Source organism: Pseudomonas sp. S3_E10 (assembly GCF_054667615.1).
Map to the genome: position 1 here is coordinate 5,750,288 of NZ_CP162743.1, position 15,858 is coordinate 5,766,145.

Below are 15,858 nucleotides of genomic sequence, written 5' to 3' on the forward strand. Positions count from 1 at the left end.
CCTGGCCAAGGCATGCCCATGACTCCCGCGTCGACCGTCGATGAAAAGAGCTTTCGTACCCTCCTGAGCCGAAACGTGGCCTTGCCCCTGGGCGTGGGCGTGCTCAGCGCGGTGTTTTTCGTGGTGCTGATCACGTATTTGCTGTCGGTGGTCCAGTGGGTGGAGCACACCGACCGGGTGATCAACAATCTCAATGAAACCTCAAAGCTGACGGTCGACCTGGAAACCGGCATGCGCGGGTACTTGATTACCGGCGACGAACATTTTCTCGACCCGTACGAAGTGGCCAAGCCGCGGATCCTCGCCGACCTGCGCAACCTGCAGGAGCTGGTGGCGGACAACCCGCAGCAGGTTGATCGCCTCAAGCGCCTGGAAGCCTTGCAGCTGGAGTGGAACAAATACGCCCAGTCGATGATTGATATGCAGCGCCAGAGCGGCGACTTTCGCGGCGCCGTGAAGGCGGGGCGCGGCAAGCGCCTGACCGATGAGATCCGCAAGGAATACGACGATGCCGTGGCGATGGAGCAGCAGTTTCGTATCGCCCGCAATACCGAAGTCACCCGTACCACCGTGATCAGCGTGACCTTGTATCTGGTATTCGTGCTCGGCTTGAGTGGTTTTCTGGCGTATGCCGGCCGACGGAACTTGCTCGAATTATCCGAGAGTTACAGCGCAAACATCGCTTCACAACAGAAGATCGCACGGCGCCTGGAACGCCAGGCCTGGCTGCGCAACGGCCAGACCGAACTGGCCGAGCAGGTGCTGGGCCAGCTCAGCCTGAACATGCTTGGGCGCAATATCCTGCAGTTCTTCGCTCAGTACATGGGGTCGGCGGTCGCGGCGCTGTATGTGCGCGAAGAACACGGCGGCCTCAAGCGGGTGGCCACCTATGGTTTCTCCCGCGAGCAGGAACAGCTCGAACAGTCGATCTACAGCGACGAAGGCATTGTCGGGCAAGCCGCGCAGTTGGATCGCCTGATTCGCCTGGACGACGTGCCGGTGGATTATTTCAAGGTCAGCTCGGGCCTGGGCGAAGGCGCGACCCGCAGCGTGCTGGTGGTGCCCACCAGCGATGACGATCGGGTCAATGGCGTGATCGAGCTGGGTTTCCTGCGGCCGCTGGATGAGCGTGATGTTGAACTGCTGGAGCTGATCGCCGGCAATATCGGCACCTCCATTGAAGCCGCACGCTATCGTCAGCGCCTGCAGGAAGTGCTGGCCGAGACCCAGCAGCTCAACGAAGAGTTGCAAGTGCAGCAGGAAGAACTCAAGACCGCCAACGAAGAGCTGGAGGAGCAGTCGCGCATCCTCAAGGAGTCCCAGGCCCACCTGGAAACCCAGCAGGCCGAGCTTGAGCAAACCAACGAGCAATTGGCCGAGCAGACCCAGACCCTGGCCGAGCAGCGCGACGCCATGGACCGCAAGAACGGTGAACTCAACCAGGCCCAGCTCGAATTGCAAGACCGTGCCGAAGAACTGCAGCGCTCGAGCAAGTACAAGTCCGAGTTCCTCGCCAACATGTCCCACGAGCTGCGCACGCCGCTCAACAGCTCGCTGATCCTGGCCAAGTTGCTCGCCGAGAACCCCCAGGAGAACCTCAGCGCCGAACAGGTCAAGTTCGCCGAGTCGATCTATTCGGCCGGCAATGACCTGCTCAACCTGATCAACGACATCCTGGATATTTCCAAGGTGGAGGCCGGCAAGCTCGAAGTGCGCCCGGAAAACTCCAGCGTGACGCGGCTGATCGAGGGCTTGCGCGGGATGTTCGAACCTCTGGCGGCGGATCGCAAACTGGGCTTTGAGGTTGACGTGCAGGCTGATGCGCCCGGCATGCTGTTCACCGATCGCCAGCGTCTGGAGCAGATCCTCAAGAACCTGCTGTCCAACGCGATCAAGTTCACCGAACAGGGCGAGGTCAGCCTGTCGGTGTCGCGCGCGCCGGGGCAGGGCATTGCCTTTACCGTGCGCGATTCGGGCATCGGCATTGCGCCGGACCAGCAGGAGAGCATCTTCGAAGCCTTCCGCCAGGCCGACGGCACCACCAACCGCCGCTATGGCGGCACCGGCCTGGGCTTGTCGATTTCCCGCGACCTGGCCACCTTGCTCGGCGGTTACATCAGCGTGACCAGCGAACCCGGCAAGGGCAGCGTGTTTACCCTGGTATTGCCGGAGCAGTACGTAGAACGCGAGGCCGACGCGCCGCCAATCGAGCAGCCGCGCCAGGTCGTGGTGGCGCCTGCACCGGCCCCGGTCAAGGTGTCGCCATTACCGGTGGCCGATGCGGACCTGATCCCACGCTTTGCCGACGACCGCGACAAGGCCCCGTTCACCAGCCGCTGCATCCTGGTGGTGGAAGACGAACCCAACTTTGCGCGCATCCTGTTCGACCTGGCCCATGAGCTGGGCTACCACTGCCTGGTGGCGCACGGTGCGGACGAGGGCTACAGCCTGGCCGAGGAATACATCCCCGACGCGATCCTGCTGGACATGCGCCTGCCGGACCATTCCGGCTTGACCGTGCTGCAACGTCTGAAGGAACACGCCGAGACCCGTCATATCCCGGTGCACGTGATTTCCGTGGAGGACCGCGTCGAAGCCGCCATGCACATGGGCGCCATCGGTTATGCGGTGAAACCCACCACCCGCGAAGAACTCAAGGACGTGTTCGCGCGCCTGGAAGCCAAGCTGACCCAGAAGGTCAAGCGCGTGCTGCTGGTTGAAGACGATGACCTGCAACGTGACAGCATTGCCCGCCTGATCGGCGACGATGATATCGAGATCACCGCCGTCGGCTTTGCCCAGGAAGCCCTCGACCTGCTGCGCGGCAACGTTTACGACTGCATGATCATCGACCTCAAACTGCCGGACATGCTCGGCAATGAGCTGCTCAAGCGCATGGCCACCGAGGACATCTGCTCATTCCCGCCGGTCATCGTCTACACCGGGCGCAACCTGACCCGCGACGAAGAGGCCGAGCTGCGCAAATATTCGCGCTCGATCATCATCAAGGGCGCACGCTCGCCGGAGCGCCTGCTGGATGAGGTCACACTCTTTCTGCACAAAGTCGAATCCCAGCTGTCCCATGAACGCCAGAAGATGCTCAAGACCGCCCGCAGCCGCGACAAAGTCTTTGAAGGGCGCAAGATCCTGCTGGTGGACGACGATGTGCGCAATATCTTCGCCCTGACCAGCGCCCTGGAGCACAAAGGCGCCGTGGTCGTGATCGGCCGTAATGGCCGCGAAGCCATCGACAAGCTCAATGAAGTCGAAGACATCGACTTGGTGTTGATGGACGTGATGATGCCGGAAATGGACGGTTACGAGGCTACCGCCTTGATCCGCCAGGACCCGCGTTGGAAAAAACTGCCGATTATTGCGGTCACGGCCAAGGCGATGAAGGACGATCAGGAGCGTTGCCTGGCGGCCGGTTCCAACGATTACCTGGCCAAGCCGATTGATCTGGACCGTTTGTTCTCACTCATTCGCGTATGGCTACCGAAGATGGAACGTATTTAAGTGGAGCACTGTTTTTGGAAAAAAGCAGCGACATCGAGCTGCGTCTGCTGATTGAGGCGATTTACCTCAAGTACAGCTATGACTTTCGCGACTATTCCGGGGCGTCGGTCAAGCGCCGCGTGGCCCATGCCTTGCGCCAGTTCGACTGCGCGACCATCTCGGCATTGCAGGAACGGGTGCTACACGACCCGGCGGCGTTCATGCAGTTGCTGCAGTTTTTGACGATTCCAGTGAGCGAGATGTTTCGCGACCCTTCGCACTTCCTGGCGATCCGCCAGGAAGTGGTGCCGCTGCTCAAGACCTACCCCTCGATCAAGATCTGGATCGCCGGCTGCAGCACGGGCGAGGAGGTCTATTCGATGGCCATCCTGCTGCGTGAAGAAGGGCTGCTGGAGCGCACGATCATCTACGCCACCGACATCAACCCGGCGTCCCTGGACAAAGCCAAGCAGGGCATCTTCTCCCTGGAGAATGTGCGGGCCTACACCGCCAACTATCAGCAAGCGGGCGGGCAACGTTCATTTGCCGACTACTACACAGCGGCTTACGATTACGCGATCTTCGACAAGACGCTGCGCGAAAACGTGACGTTCGCCGACCACAGCCTGGCGACCGACAGCGTGTTTTCAGAAACTCAATTAATTTCGTGCCGCAATGTATTGATTTACTTCAATAAAAAATTGCAAGATCGCGCATTCGGGTTGTTCCATGAGTCGCTGTGCCATCGTGGTTTCCTGGTGTTGGGCAGCAAGGAAACCCTGGATTTCTCTGCCTACGGCAAGCAATTCGAACCCTTGGTCAAGCAGGAACGGATCTACCGAAAATCATGAACGATGCTGTAGCCAGCCCGATTCGCGGGATTGAAGCCATCGTCGTCGGCGCGTCCGCCGGCGGCGTCGAGGCGTTGCTGAGCATTTTTGCCGAGCTGCCCGACGGCTTCGGCCTGCCGATCATTGCCGTGCTGCACCTGCCCGATGAACGCCGCAGCCAACTGGCGGAAGTCTTTGCGCGGCGCCTGCGCATCCCGGTGCAGGAAGCTCGCGACAAAGAGCTGATCGAAGCGGGCCGGTTGTATTTTGCCGGGCCTGGGTACCACCTATCGGTGGAGCAGGACCGTAGCCTGTCGCTGAGCCAGGAAGACCGCGTGCATCATTCCCGGCCGGCCATCGACTATCTGTTTACCTCGGCAGGCGATGCCTATGGCAAAGGCCTGTTGGGAATTTTGCTGACCGGTGCCAACCAGGACGGCGCGCGCGGGCTGGCCCATGTCAAGCAAGCGGGCGGCACCACCATCGTGCAAGACCCAAATGAAGCGCGGATTGCCGTGATGCCCCAGGCCGCCCTGGCCCTGCACACCCCCGACCATATTCTGACCTTGAGCCGCATTGCCGCGTTGCTGGCTTCCCTGGAACCCTCACCATGCTAAGTACTGTCCAGGCCAAACTGCTGATCGTCGACGATCTGCCGGAAAATCTGCTGGCCCTCGAAGCGCTGATCAAGCGCGAGGACCGCCAGGTGTTCAAGGCATTGAGCGCCGACGAGGCCTTGTCCCTGTTGCTGGAACACGAATTCGCCATGGCGATTCTCGACGTGCAGATGCCCGGCATGAACGGTTTTGAGCTGGCCGAACTGATGCGCGGCACCGAAAAGACCAAGAACATCCCGATCGTCTTCGTCAGCGCCGCCGGGCGTGAACTCAATTACGCGTTCAAAGGCTATGAAAGCGGCGCGGTGGACTTTTTGCACAAGCCGCTGGATATCCATGCGGTGAAGAGCAAGGTCAACGTGTTCGTCGACCTGTACCGCCAGAGCAAGGCCATGAAGCAACAGGTCGAAGCCCTGGAGCGCAGCCGTCGTGAGCAGGAGTTGCTGCTCACGCGCCTGCAGGCCACCCAGGCCGAGTTGGAACAGGCCGTGCGCATGCGCGACGACTTTATGTCGATCGTCGCCCATGAGGTGCGTACGCCATTGAACGGGCTGATCCTTGAAACCCAATTGCGCAAGATGCACCTGGCCCGGGATAACGCGGCGGCATTCACCCTGGACAAGATGCACGCCATGGTCGACCGCGATGAGCGCCAGATCAAAAGCCTGATCCGCCTGATCGAAGACATGCTTGACGTGTCGCGCATTCGCACCGGCAAGCTGTCGATCCGCCCGGCGCGCTTCGACCTGGCGCAACTGGTCAGCAACCTGGTAGAAAATTTCGCGCCGCAAGTGGCCGCCGCAGATTCGTCGATGCAGTTGCAGACGCAAGGGCCGGTCGAAGGTAACTGGGATGAGTTCCGTATCGAGCAAGTAATCACCAACCTGCTCACGAATGCGCTGCGCTATGGGGCCAAGAGCCCGGTGGATGTGCGGGTGTACACCGAACACGGTGAAGCGCGGGTGGAAGTGCGCGACCGTGGCATCGGCATCAGCGAAGAAAACCAGAAGCGTATCTTCCAGCAGTTCGAGCGCGTATCCGCCAGCCAGGTGTCGGCGGGGCTGGGCCTGGGGCTGTTTATCTCCGAGCAGATCGTTGCGGCCCATGGCGGCACCATCGAGGTCGAGAGCCGGATAGGCGAGGGCGCCCTGTTTCGGGTGTGCCTGCCCCTGGATTCGTCGGCATGAAATCAATCGTCACCTTGACGCAACCTCTGCGTGACCCCATGGTCGTACGTGCAGCAACTGACCGGACAAAGGCTTCCCATGAGTGAAGATGCGCAAGATGTCGTACTGATCGTCGAAGACGACGAATCCATTATGTTTGTGCTGGGTGAATACCTGGCGGGCCTGGGGTATCGGGTCTTGAAGGCGGTAAACGGTAAGGAAGCCTTTGAGATTCTGGCGACCAAGCCGCACCTGGACCTGATGGTGACGGATTACCGCCTGCCGGGCGGTATCTCCGGCGTGCAGATCGCCGAGCCGGCGCTTAAAGTGCGGCCGGAACTGAAGGTCATCTTCATCAGCGGTTACCCGCAGGAAATTCTCGACTGTAACAGTCCGATCACGCGCAACGCGCCGATCCTGGCCAAGCCGTTTGACCTGGATACGCTGCAAGAACATATCCAGCGGTTGCTTGCCTGAGACTGGCGGCGCCTGAGCATCCAGGCGCCGTTTGGCTCAGAGATTCAAGGCTGTAACGCGCGCGCATTGGCATTGAGCGTGCTGGCGGGTGTGTAGGCAAATTCCCATCCGACTTTTCCATTAAAGCCGTTCAAAAAGCGCTGAAGACCTTCGCCGTTGCCGAGCTTGTAGACGGTCACTCCACCGCTGATCTGCCCGGTATTCCCACTGCTGATCATGGCCAGGTCCAAGTCCGGGCTGTTGGTGTTGAACAGGAACAGCTCGTTGTGATGGGTCTTCTGAATGTAGACGGTGTGGGCAAATTCCCCGCCCTCATACGCGTGCCTGAAGTTCAAGAGCCCTGACTCCGTGATCTGCGCCGGATTGAAGGTGGTTTTCAGGCTGTCCGGCTTGATGCCCATCAACTCAAGATAGCCTGCGGAGTAATTGGAACCGCCTGTGCGGTTGGTGGCCGCTTTCACCGTCTCCAATACGCTGGGCGAGAGGGTCTTTTCAGCTTGCCCTATGCGTATCGACGCTTCGTAGCAGATCAGGCCCTGATTGTCCGGATGCGCGTGCAACGTCTCCCAATGGTGCTTCAATTCAGCGTTCGAGAGGCTGCGTGGCCCTTGGGAAGGTGTGATGGGCGTGTCGTAGAGGGCTTTGAGGTCTGGCGTGAATACGCTGTTTTTTTGTTGCCACGCATCATCATGATCAAAGACCTTGAATTCGAGTTTATTGCGCTCAGTACCGTGGGTTTTATAGCCCTTGGCCAGCTTCTTGTCGTTGAACACCTTATCAAGCCCGCCTCGCATGGCTTCGGCGCTTGGAAACGTGGCAAGGCCATGGTTGGGGTCGTAAAAGTAGTAAGTCTTGTCGGCGCCGTTTATTTTTACGCCTGCCGCCATTGCATGGCCTGGCGAATCAATCATGACTGATTTCGAGGCGTGCGCCTGCGCCAGTTCCTTGATCATGTCTTGATAGGCGACCTGCCGAATGGGCTGCCCTGCGTGGAACGCAGCCTGGGACCCCACCTGAGTTTGAAGCCTGTTTAATTTGTCGATGAAATCCCTGGACGCCGGGTCCCTGGGAAAGGCTGCGGCGGTGTACATGTTCTTGATCAGTACGTCTTGCTTTCCCTCCGCCATCGCGCTGGCCATGGCGCGTGCGAGCGCTGCACATTGCCCTTCGGCCAGTTGTGCGGTCTGAGTGAGGTAAATAACCTGCGGCATGGCCGTTACCTCACCGAATCTCGGTTCGATGCGATCGATAAACCGGGCGGAGCCACTTCGCCCGGGCTCGTAGGCGATGTCATCATATTTTCGCACCAACATCCCGACTTGCTCCGTCGTGAGGTCCTTGTTGCCGGCCAGGGTCATAACCTGCGCAATCGTCATGTTATTGCGTGCTCCGCTGATCGTTTGCAGATCGCCATACCGATAACCCTGCTCGAAGGCTTCCTTATCCGGCCCATTTCGGTGAGTCGCGACAGTTTTTTTCCAGTCGCCGACAACACGCTCATCCAGCGGCTTGCGCGCCGTGGCTGCCGTTGCCCAATTGCCCAGCCCCTGCGTATCAATATGGGCCGAGGGCAGGAAATCCTGTAAGGGCGTCCCGTAGGGTTGTCCATTGGCGGGGTTGTAGGCGTACCACTTGCCGTGCCGCATAACCGCCGGCGCCTCGACAATTTGATGGTTGATTCGGTAGGTGCCAAAGGAAGATGAATCGTAGCGTTTGCTTGCCGATATCAGGTCATAGCCGTTTGACGTATGAGCCAGCCCGCGTAATTGCCGCAGTTCACCAGCGCTGGATGACCACACTTTTTTACCGCCGGCAATCAGGCCGCGCCCGATATCGGTGACACCGTCCAGCGGGTTAAGCGTGCCCAGCGCCGCGCGCCCGATAATCTTTGTACCGTGAGCGACTTTACTTGCAGCGGACGCACCGGCATGCAGCGCTTTGGCGCCTTTAGCCGCCGCGCCCAACGCCAGGGCAAAGCCGAAGGCATCGAATACCAGATCAATCACGCCGTCACGCACGTTACCTGCCCGAAAATTCTGAATAGCGGACCGTAAGGGGATCAGGTTGAGCAGAAATTCGCGGGCTTTTTGGTAGAACGGAACCTCGGTGTCGAACGTCGTCACGCCCTTGGCCTCATCCGCCAGTTCACGGATGCCGATATGTTTTACCAGGGTGTCGGCAATGTACCGGGTTCTCTCGCTTGCAAAGCTGTTGGGCGTGCCGCTCTGGCGTTTTGCATCGGTAACGCTTGCCGAATAAGTGCCGGAAGGTGTGATTGCCTTGAGCATCGGGCTCTTATGGGTGTGACCATCGCTGTACAGTTGCGGCCCCAGCGGATAATCCTTTAGCTCAGCACGTTGGCGAATCGTATTGTCGTTCAGATTTATTTCATACACGGTAGTGTCACCGCCGAGCACCGCTTTAATCAGTAATGCACCGGGTACTTTCGTTTCGTTCAGCGTTTGACTGAAACCCGTGTGGGAGACGCGGAACTCTTGGAGCGTAGTGATCTGTGCGCACTCGATCTTTTTTCTGTCTTCGAGCGCAAGGGTCGCAATAAGGTGCTTGACTTGCGTGCCAATCGCCTTTTCAGCGGAGGAACAGTACTGGGGAAGCTCGCTTGCGAAGCGTGCATTGATGTCAGCCAGTTGGTCAGCCTTACCGGAGATAGTCCGGAAGTCGAATTGATTACCTGCTGACCAATGGGAGGCTGGAGGCGTGCTGATAGTGCCGTGCAGGTAAAGATCCAGCACCGAATAAGGCCCCGGAAAATCACGTTGTTCCGGGACGGATGTGATGCATTTTTTCTCGAATGGTATCCGGTCGCCGTAAACCCGCTTGAGCTCATCAAGCGCCATTTTCTTGCGTTCAGGCATGGGGGTGGAGAGGGCGCTTGAGGCTTCGCTCAGCTGTGCAATCTGGTCATTGAACGCCCGAGTGACGCGACTCATCTGGTCGGCGCTGTAGTCATCCGAGGTGTTCAGTTGCAGAACCCCATTGGCTACCCCCCAATCTTTAAGCGCAGCCCACTGGGCCTGCTGTTCCACCTCTTGCTCCTGCTCCGTGACGGGGGCCAGGTCGGCCCGCTTCATGACGTCGGCATAGCTCATGTGCGCGGTTGCGCCCGGCGCCTGATGCTCAAGGCGTGCCACGGCGACACTGAAGCTGACCCAACTGTGGGAACCGCATGTCACGTTGTCGGGGATGTTCTGGACCAAAAACGCCGGTGCGCGGCGTGACAACAACAAGTGGGCCGCAATCGGCGCCATCTCCACACTGGCACGTCCCTTGGCAACCAGGTGACTGGTCAGCCCGGCGACTACGGCTGAAGGGTGCCGGCCCCAATGCGCATAGTTGGCCAGGTCAAAACCGGCGACGCCGGTTCTGACGGGGCTCGACGTGTTGCCCGCTTCGGATTCTTCGTCCAGGGTCGCGCCGAGGGCGCCCAGGGTCCAGTCGTTGATGCTATCGGGCGTCGATACCCCCTCATATCTCTGCTGCAGCGCCACGCCCAGCGCCTGGGCCTTGGGCGTCGCCAGAAGGGTTTGAATGAACTGCGTCGGGTTACTCAGCTCGGAGGTTGAATAAATTTCGTTGCGCGTCAGATAGCCCAGCAAACCTTGGCTCGATTGGTAATTCTGCAAACCACTGATGCCCAGCGTGTTTTGCCTGAGGCTACGCCTCATGCTGGACCTGTCAGCATCACTCAGCGGAATCGGCCAGGCCAATGCGCCGCCGAAGTTACCGTGAGACGCCCCTGCAAGTGGCGGGGTATCCAGTGCCTCGCCCACATTTATCAACTCGTCGATGCTGTCGGGCAGCTTCCAGCCTTTATCGCTGAGGTATTTTTCGAGGCTGACCGTAAGGGCGTCATCCAAGCCTTTGTTGAGCGAGTCGCCATGCAGCCTGAACGTCGTGCGGGCTAATTCATCGCGAATGAACGACGGCAACCGCTCGGAGGCTGGCCGCCGCCTTGGAGTTGCCGGGGCGTCAGCGAGCTTTTGCGCCTCAATGATGATAGGAATCAACTTAAAGGCCGCCGTCCTTTGGTTGTGTAGCTCCGCCAGTTTGGCCTGTTCGTCGCGCAGTACCTGTTCGGATCGCTCAGGCGCCAATCGTGCCGGACCGAAGGCTTTTGACTGCTCAAGCTCTGCGGCGCGAATGCCCAGCGCCTCACGGGTTTGCCCGGTGATGGCCTCACCATAAAAATCGGCGACTTCGCGGTAGTCGGCGGTGGTTCTGTTGACCGGGGAGTAAATATAGGCGGAACTGGAAGTGAGAGCGCTTGCGGCCTGCATGATCGGCGCCATCATCGACGTCCACAAATAGCCTTGCGCGAAGCCCGAAAACGTCTTTGGCTTACCGTCGACGACGGCAACGATGTAATTGCTCGCGGGGCTGATCTCGATAGGTTTCGAACGATCAATGCCGTTGCGGCTTGCCCACACAACAAAGTGCGGGCTCGCCATCAAATTGTTCAGGTGTGACCACCATTGGCCGAACGAGGAGGCGGGAGGGATGTTCTCTATATAACGAAGCTCGCCGGTCCTGGCCGCAAGGCGCTGTGTTTGCGCCACACGCAATGCCAGCTCACTGTCGGCTATGTCGCGCGCACTCTGCGCGGCGGTTTCAGGCACATGCCGGGGAGCCTCTTGGGGCGTCACCGCGCGTGGACGGCGCGCGGCGCTGTCGGCCGGTGTATTCGAGGGAATCTGAAGCGTTGGATGAACGAGGCGCGAAGCGATCATGGCTGGATGGGTTCCTAGGTGGATTCAGTTTCACCCCAGCGGCATATACGACGCTGCGATGGCAACTGTGTACCCTGGCCCCCTGAAGCGATTCCTTCCTTGCAGGAACGATTCGTTGCGCGATATTGCCTCGCTTGCCTTATGTCTTAATCATTTCCCTCACCTTCGCCGTTAACAGGTCGAAGGTGAACGGCTTGGTGATCAACTGCATCCCAGGGTCGAGAAAACCTCCACGCACCGCCGCATGTTCGGCGTACCCGGTGATGAACAGCACCTTGAGTTCCGGCCGCAGCTGGCGGCCGATTTCCGCCATCTGCCGGCCGTTCATGCCGGGCAAACCGACGTCGCTGATCAGCAAGTCGATACGCTGCTCGGATTCAATGATCGGCAGCGCCGTGTCGGCATCTCCGGCAACCACATAGCCGTAACCCAACTCCTTGAGCACGGCGCAGACCAGTACGCGCACCGCCGGGTCGTCCTCGACGAGCAGCACGGTTTCCCCGGCATTGGCAAAAGGCAGCAACGCCGGGTCGACCAACGGGACAGCGTGCATTTCGCCGATAAAACGCGGCAGGAACAGGCTGACAGTGGTGCCTTTGCCCACCTCGCTGTGAATGGTGACGTGGCCGTGGGACTGGCGGGCGAACCCGTAGATCATTGACAACCCCAGGCCAGTGCCCTGGCCGATGGGTTTGGTGGTAAAGAAGGGGTCGAACACCCGGCCGATAACGCTTTCGGGTATACCGCAGCCGTTGTCGCTGATGCTCAGCTCGACGTAGTCACCCGGGGTGAGGGTGCCGTAGGCGGCGGTAAAGACGTTGTCCAGGTGGCGATTGGTGGTCTCCACCCGCAGGTTGCCACCATTGGGCATGGCATCGCGGGCATTGAGCACCAGGTTGAGCAGGGCGCTTTCCAGTTGGTTGGGGTCGGCTTCAGCGGTCCACAATTGCTCGGTGAAGCGCATCTCCAGATGGATGCTTTCATTGATGCTGCGTTGCAGCAGTTCGCCCATGGAACTGACCAACTGGTTGATATTGACCGGCTTGGAATCCAGCGATTGGCGGCGGGAAAACGCCAGCAGGCGGTGAGTCAGGCCGGCGGCACGGTTGGCGGACGTGACGCCCAGGTCGATCAGGCTATCGAGGTCGTCGAGTTTGCCGCGTGCCACGCGCCTTCGCAGCAGCTCCAGGCTGCCGATAATCCCGGTGAGCATATTGTTGAAGTCGTGGGCAATGCCGCCGGTGAGTTGGCCCACGGCCTCCATTTTCTGCGATTGACGCAGGGCTTCCTCGTTGTTGCGCAATTGCGCGGTGCGTTCCTCGACTTGCTGCTCAAGGGTTTCCAGGGTGCGTTGCAGGCGCAGTTCGCTCTCGCCCAGGTCGATCAGGCGGTCGCGGGCTTCATATTGGCGGCGCCGACCGCGCAGCGCCGTGCTGACCAGGCTGATCAGCGTGACGGGATGGAAGGGCCGCTCCAGGAATGTCACGTTGCCCAGCAGGCCGCTGAGGTGCGACGAGCCGTTCTGCTCGCCGCCACCGTGATGGGTCATCAGCACGATGGGCATGTCCGACCATGGCGGCTGTTGATGCAGGTACTCCAGCAGCGGCTCCAGATCGACGCCACGCAAGGCTTCGGCGGCGATGATCAGCAGGCCGGCGCCCTGTTCCAGGGCCTCGCACAACATTGGCAGGTGCGTGGCGACGATGCCGCTGTAACCCGCCTCGTTGAGCATTTGCAGGGCCAGTGCGCTGTCGCGACCCAATGGCGCCAGGATGATTGCGCGTTCGGACACACCGGGTAGAGTCGGCACTATCCCTCTTCCTTGAGCAGAGGGGAGCCGGCCCCCATGTAGGTGGGGATGCCGCGCAGTACGCCCTGGAAGTTGTCCAAGGGCTCGCCGACGGTCAAGCCTCGGCTGCTGATGCGGTATTCGCGAATCGTCGATTCGTGGGAGCCGGTGCGTTTCTTGATGATCGAAATGGCGCGACGCACTTTGCCCAGTGCCTCGAAGTAACGCAGCAGAATCACGGTGTCGGCCAAATAAGTGATGTCGACCGGTGTCTGCATGTCGCCGACCAGCCCGTGCTGGGCGACAGTCATGAAGGTGGCCGCGCCGCGACGGTTGAGGTACAGCAGCAACTCGTGCATATGCAGGATCAACGCGTTCTCTTCCGGCATTGCCGCCTGGTAGCCGTTGATGCTGTCGATCACCACGGTCTTGATCCCGCGCTCGTCGACGCAACGGCGCACCCGGTGGGAGAACTCGCCGGGAGACAGCTCGGCGGCGTCCACTTGTTCAATCAAAAGGTTGCCGGTGGCCTGCAGGGCGGCGAGGTCGATGCCCATGTTTTTCATGCGCTCGAACAACAACCCCAGCTCTTCATCAAAGATGAACAGCGCGGCTTTTTCCCCGCGTGCCACGGCGGCAGCGGCGAAGATCATCGAAATCAGCGATTTACCGGTACCGGCCGGGCCCAGGATCAGGCTGCTGGAGCCGGTCTCGACGCCACCGCCCATCAGCGCATCCATTTCCAGAATGCCGCTGCTCAGGGTCTGCCGCACGTAGCCACCACGGTGTTCCGCCGCCACCAGGCGCGGGAACACGTGGATGCCGTCTTGCATGATCGTGAAATCATGAAAGCCGCCACGGTATTTCTGGCCGCGGTACTTCACGATCCGCACGCGACGGCGCTCGGCACCGTAGCTGGGCGTCAGTTCTTCCAGGCGAATCACCCCGTGGGCCACGCTGTGTACGGTTTTATCCAGGGATTCGGTGGTCAGGTCATCCAGCAGCAGTACGGTGGCGTCGTAACGCACGAAGTAATGTTTGATCGCCAGGATCTGCCGGCGATAGCGCAATGAGCTTTGCGCCAACAGGCGGATTTCCGAAAGGCTGTCGATCACCACGCGGGCCGGCTTGACCCGCTCCACCACTTCGAAGATCTGCCGGGTGGCTTCGCCCAGTTCAAGGTCCGAGGAATACAGCAGGCTTTGCTGGTGCTCGGCGTTGAGCAGGCTTTCGGGTGGGGTCAGTTCAAAAATGTGGATGTTGTCATCCAGGTCCCACCCGTGGGATTTGGCGCCCTGGCGCAGCTCGCGCTCAGTCTCCGAGAGGGTGATATACAAAGATCGCTCGCCGTTTTTCGCTCCGGCCTGGAGGAAATGCAGCGCCACGGTGGTCTTGCCAGTGCCAGGTTCGCCTTCGAGCAGGAACAGGTGGCTACGTGAGAGCCCCCCGGAAAGAATGTCATCAAGACCTTCGATGCCGGTGGCCGCCTTTTCACTGAACAGCGCTTTGGATGTAGACAAGAAGTGCCCTCGATTCAGGTACAAGTAGAGGGGCATGCCCGTCACGACATGCCATGTTCACTTGACCATGGCACTTTGCAGCCGTTCCACAATTGCTGCAATTTGTCGCTGTAAGAGGCCGCTGTACAACCCGTTTTGGCGGGTCTACAGGCCTTGTTGCAGCGCCGGATCATCGGGGTTCTGCTGTTCCAGTTGAGCCAGTAACACCTGCACATTCTGCAATTGGCCGCTCTCTTTCCAGTAGTTGACCAGCAACACCCGCGCCTTGCGGTTGGCGGGGTGGCGCTGCACGATCTCCTCCAGCTGGCGCTGCGCGGCTTCCAGTTCCTGTTGGTCGTGCAGGGTGGTGGCCAGGTCGTAGCGGTAATCCTGATGGTCCGGCTCCAGTTCCACCGCCTTGGACAGGCCGAGCAACGCATAAGGCCGCTCGCCATGGTGCAGCAGCCACATACCCAGGGCGTGTTGCAGGTACGCCGACTCGGGGTGTGCCGCCAATTGGCGCGCTAATAGTTGCCGCGACTCTTCGGTCTTGCCTTGTTTATCCAGCAACTCGATTTGCGCCACCACGGCCTGGAGGTTGTCCGGCTCCAGGCGCATCGCTTGCTCCAGGGCATTTTGTGCATCGGGCAGCAGCGCGCTGTGGATGTAAAGGCGCGCCAGTTGAATCCAGCCATCGGCGGTTTCGGGCTGGGCCTTGAGGTATTTCACGAATTCATCCAGCACTTGCTGCAACGGCCCGAAATACAGGCCCAGGGTGTCCGGCGACAAGCCGAGCAGGGCATTGGCGGCAGCAAAGCGCACGCTTTGCTCCGGGTCATCGAGCAGCGGGCCGAGCAACAGCGTGCGCTGCCCGCTGGGCACCAGGCCCACAATGCTGTGGATCGCCGCTTCGCGCACCCGTGGCGAGTCGCTGGCCAGGTCTTTGTCCGCCAGCTTCAAGGCTTGGGGGCTGGGGTAGTTGGGCAACTCGGCGTGCAATGCGGCACGACGCTCTTCAGACAGGTCCGGCCGCCCCAATTGCTGATACAGCACACGGGCGGCCCCCGGCTCGCCGTTACGGGCCTGTTTCAGGGCCTTGGAGTAACCATGGGCAATGGCAGGCGCCACCGCCACCGGGGTGGAACGGGACAAATACCAGGTGATCAGCACGATAAAGAATAGGGCGCACAGGCCAACGATGGCGTAACGGCGTGACTTTGACATGCAGGCGTCCAAA

Annotated in this window: 9 protein-coding genes; 5 read left to right on the forward strand and 4 right to left on the reverse strand. The window is 60.1% G+C overall.

The window, feature by feature from the left end; genetic code table 11:
* The first annotated feature begins 18 nt into the window (after positions 1–18).
* The 5 genes from AB4N98_RS26385 (at position 19) to AB4N98_RS26405 (ending at position 6,585) form a co-directional block, all read left to right on the forward strand.
* Positions 19–3,516, forward strand: a complete 3,498-nt coding sequence (locus AB4N98_RS26385) for a response regulator (protein WP_065879064.1) — start codon at positions 19–21, stop codon at positions 3,514–3,516.
* Positions 3,489–4,346: a CheR family methyltransferase gene (locus tag AB4N98_RS26390; protein WP_460149064.1), complete on the forward strand. Its 858-nt coding sequence runs from the start codon at positions 3,489–3,491 to the stop codon at positions 4,344–4,346. The genes AB4N98_RS26385 and AB4N98_RS26390 overlap by 28 nt, the downstream gene beginning before the upstream one ends.
* Positions 4,343–4,942 carry a chemotaxis protein CheB gene (locus AB4N98_RS26395; RefSeq protein WP_017528051.1) on the forward strand — a complete coding sequence of 200 codons (600 nt, stop codon included), beginning with the start codon at positions 4,343–4,345 and terminating at the stop codon, positions 4,940–4,942. Before AB4N98_RS26390 ends, AB4N98_RS26395 begins: the two co-directional genes overlap by 4 nt.
* Positions 4,936–6,129, forward strand: coding sequence for a hybrid sensor histidine kinase/response regulator (locus tag AB4N98_RS26400; RefSeq protein WP_017528050.1), 1,194 nt, complete (start codon positions 4,936–4,938; stop codon positions 6,127–6,129). The genes AB4N98_RS26395 and AB4N98_RS26400 overlap by 7 nt, the downstream gene beginning before the upstream one ends.
* 78 nt (positions 6,130–6,207) lie before the next feature.
* A complete protein-coding gene (locus AB4N98_RS26405) occupies positions 6,208–6,585 on the forward strand; it encodes a response regulator (protein ID WP_017528049.1) in 378 nt (125 codons plus the stop codon).
* Positions 6,586–6,629: 44 nt separating this feature from the next.
* Here the strand turns inward: AB4N98_RS26405 and AB4N98_RS26410 are convergent, their stop codons facing one another.
* The 4 genes from AB4N98_RS26410 to AB4N98_RS26425 all read right to left on the reverse strand — a co-directional run bounded on the left by AB4N98_RS26410 (position 6,630) and on the right by AB4N98_RS26425 (position 15,845).
* Positions 6,630–11,333 carry a hypothetical protein gene (locus AB4N98_RS26410; RefSeq protein WP_460149065.1) on the reverse strand — a complete coding sequence of 1,568 codons (4,704 nt, stop codon included), beginning with the start codon at positions 11,331–11,333 and terminating at the stop codon, positions 6,630–6,632.
* 139 nt (positions 11,334–11,472) lie between these two features.
* The gene (locus AB4N98_RS26415; protein ID WP_065879066.1) at positions 11,473–13,143 is read right to left on the reverse strand and encodes an ATP-binding protein; all 1,671 of its coding nucleotides are present in this window, start codon (positions 13,141–13,143) and stop codon (positions 11,473–11,475) included.
* Positions 13,143–14,642, reverse strand: a complete 1,500-nt coding sequence (locus AB4N98_RS26420; protein ID WP_026067273.1) for an ATPase domain-containing protein — start codon at positions 14,640–14,642, stop codon at positions 13,143–13,145. The genes AB4N98_RS26415 and AB4N98_RS26420 overlap by 1 nt, the downstream gene beginning before the upstream one ends.
* 144 nt (positions 14,643–14,786) lie before the next feature.
* Positions 14,787–15,845: a tetratricopeptide repeat protein gene (locus AB4N98_RS26425; RefSeq protein WP_017528045.1), complete on the reverse strand. Its 1,059-nt coding sequence runs from the start codon at positions 15,843–15,845 to the stop codon at positions 14,787–14,789.
* Between the last annotated feature and the right edge of the window lie 13 nt (positions 15,846–15,858).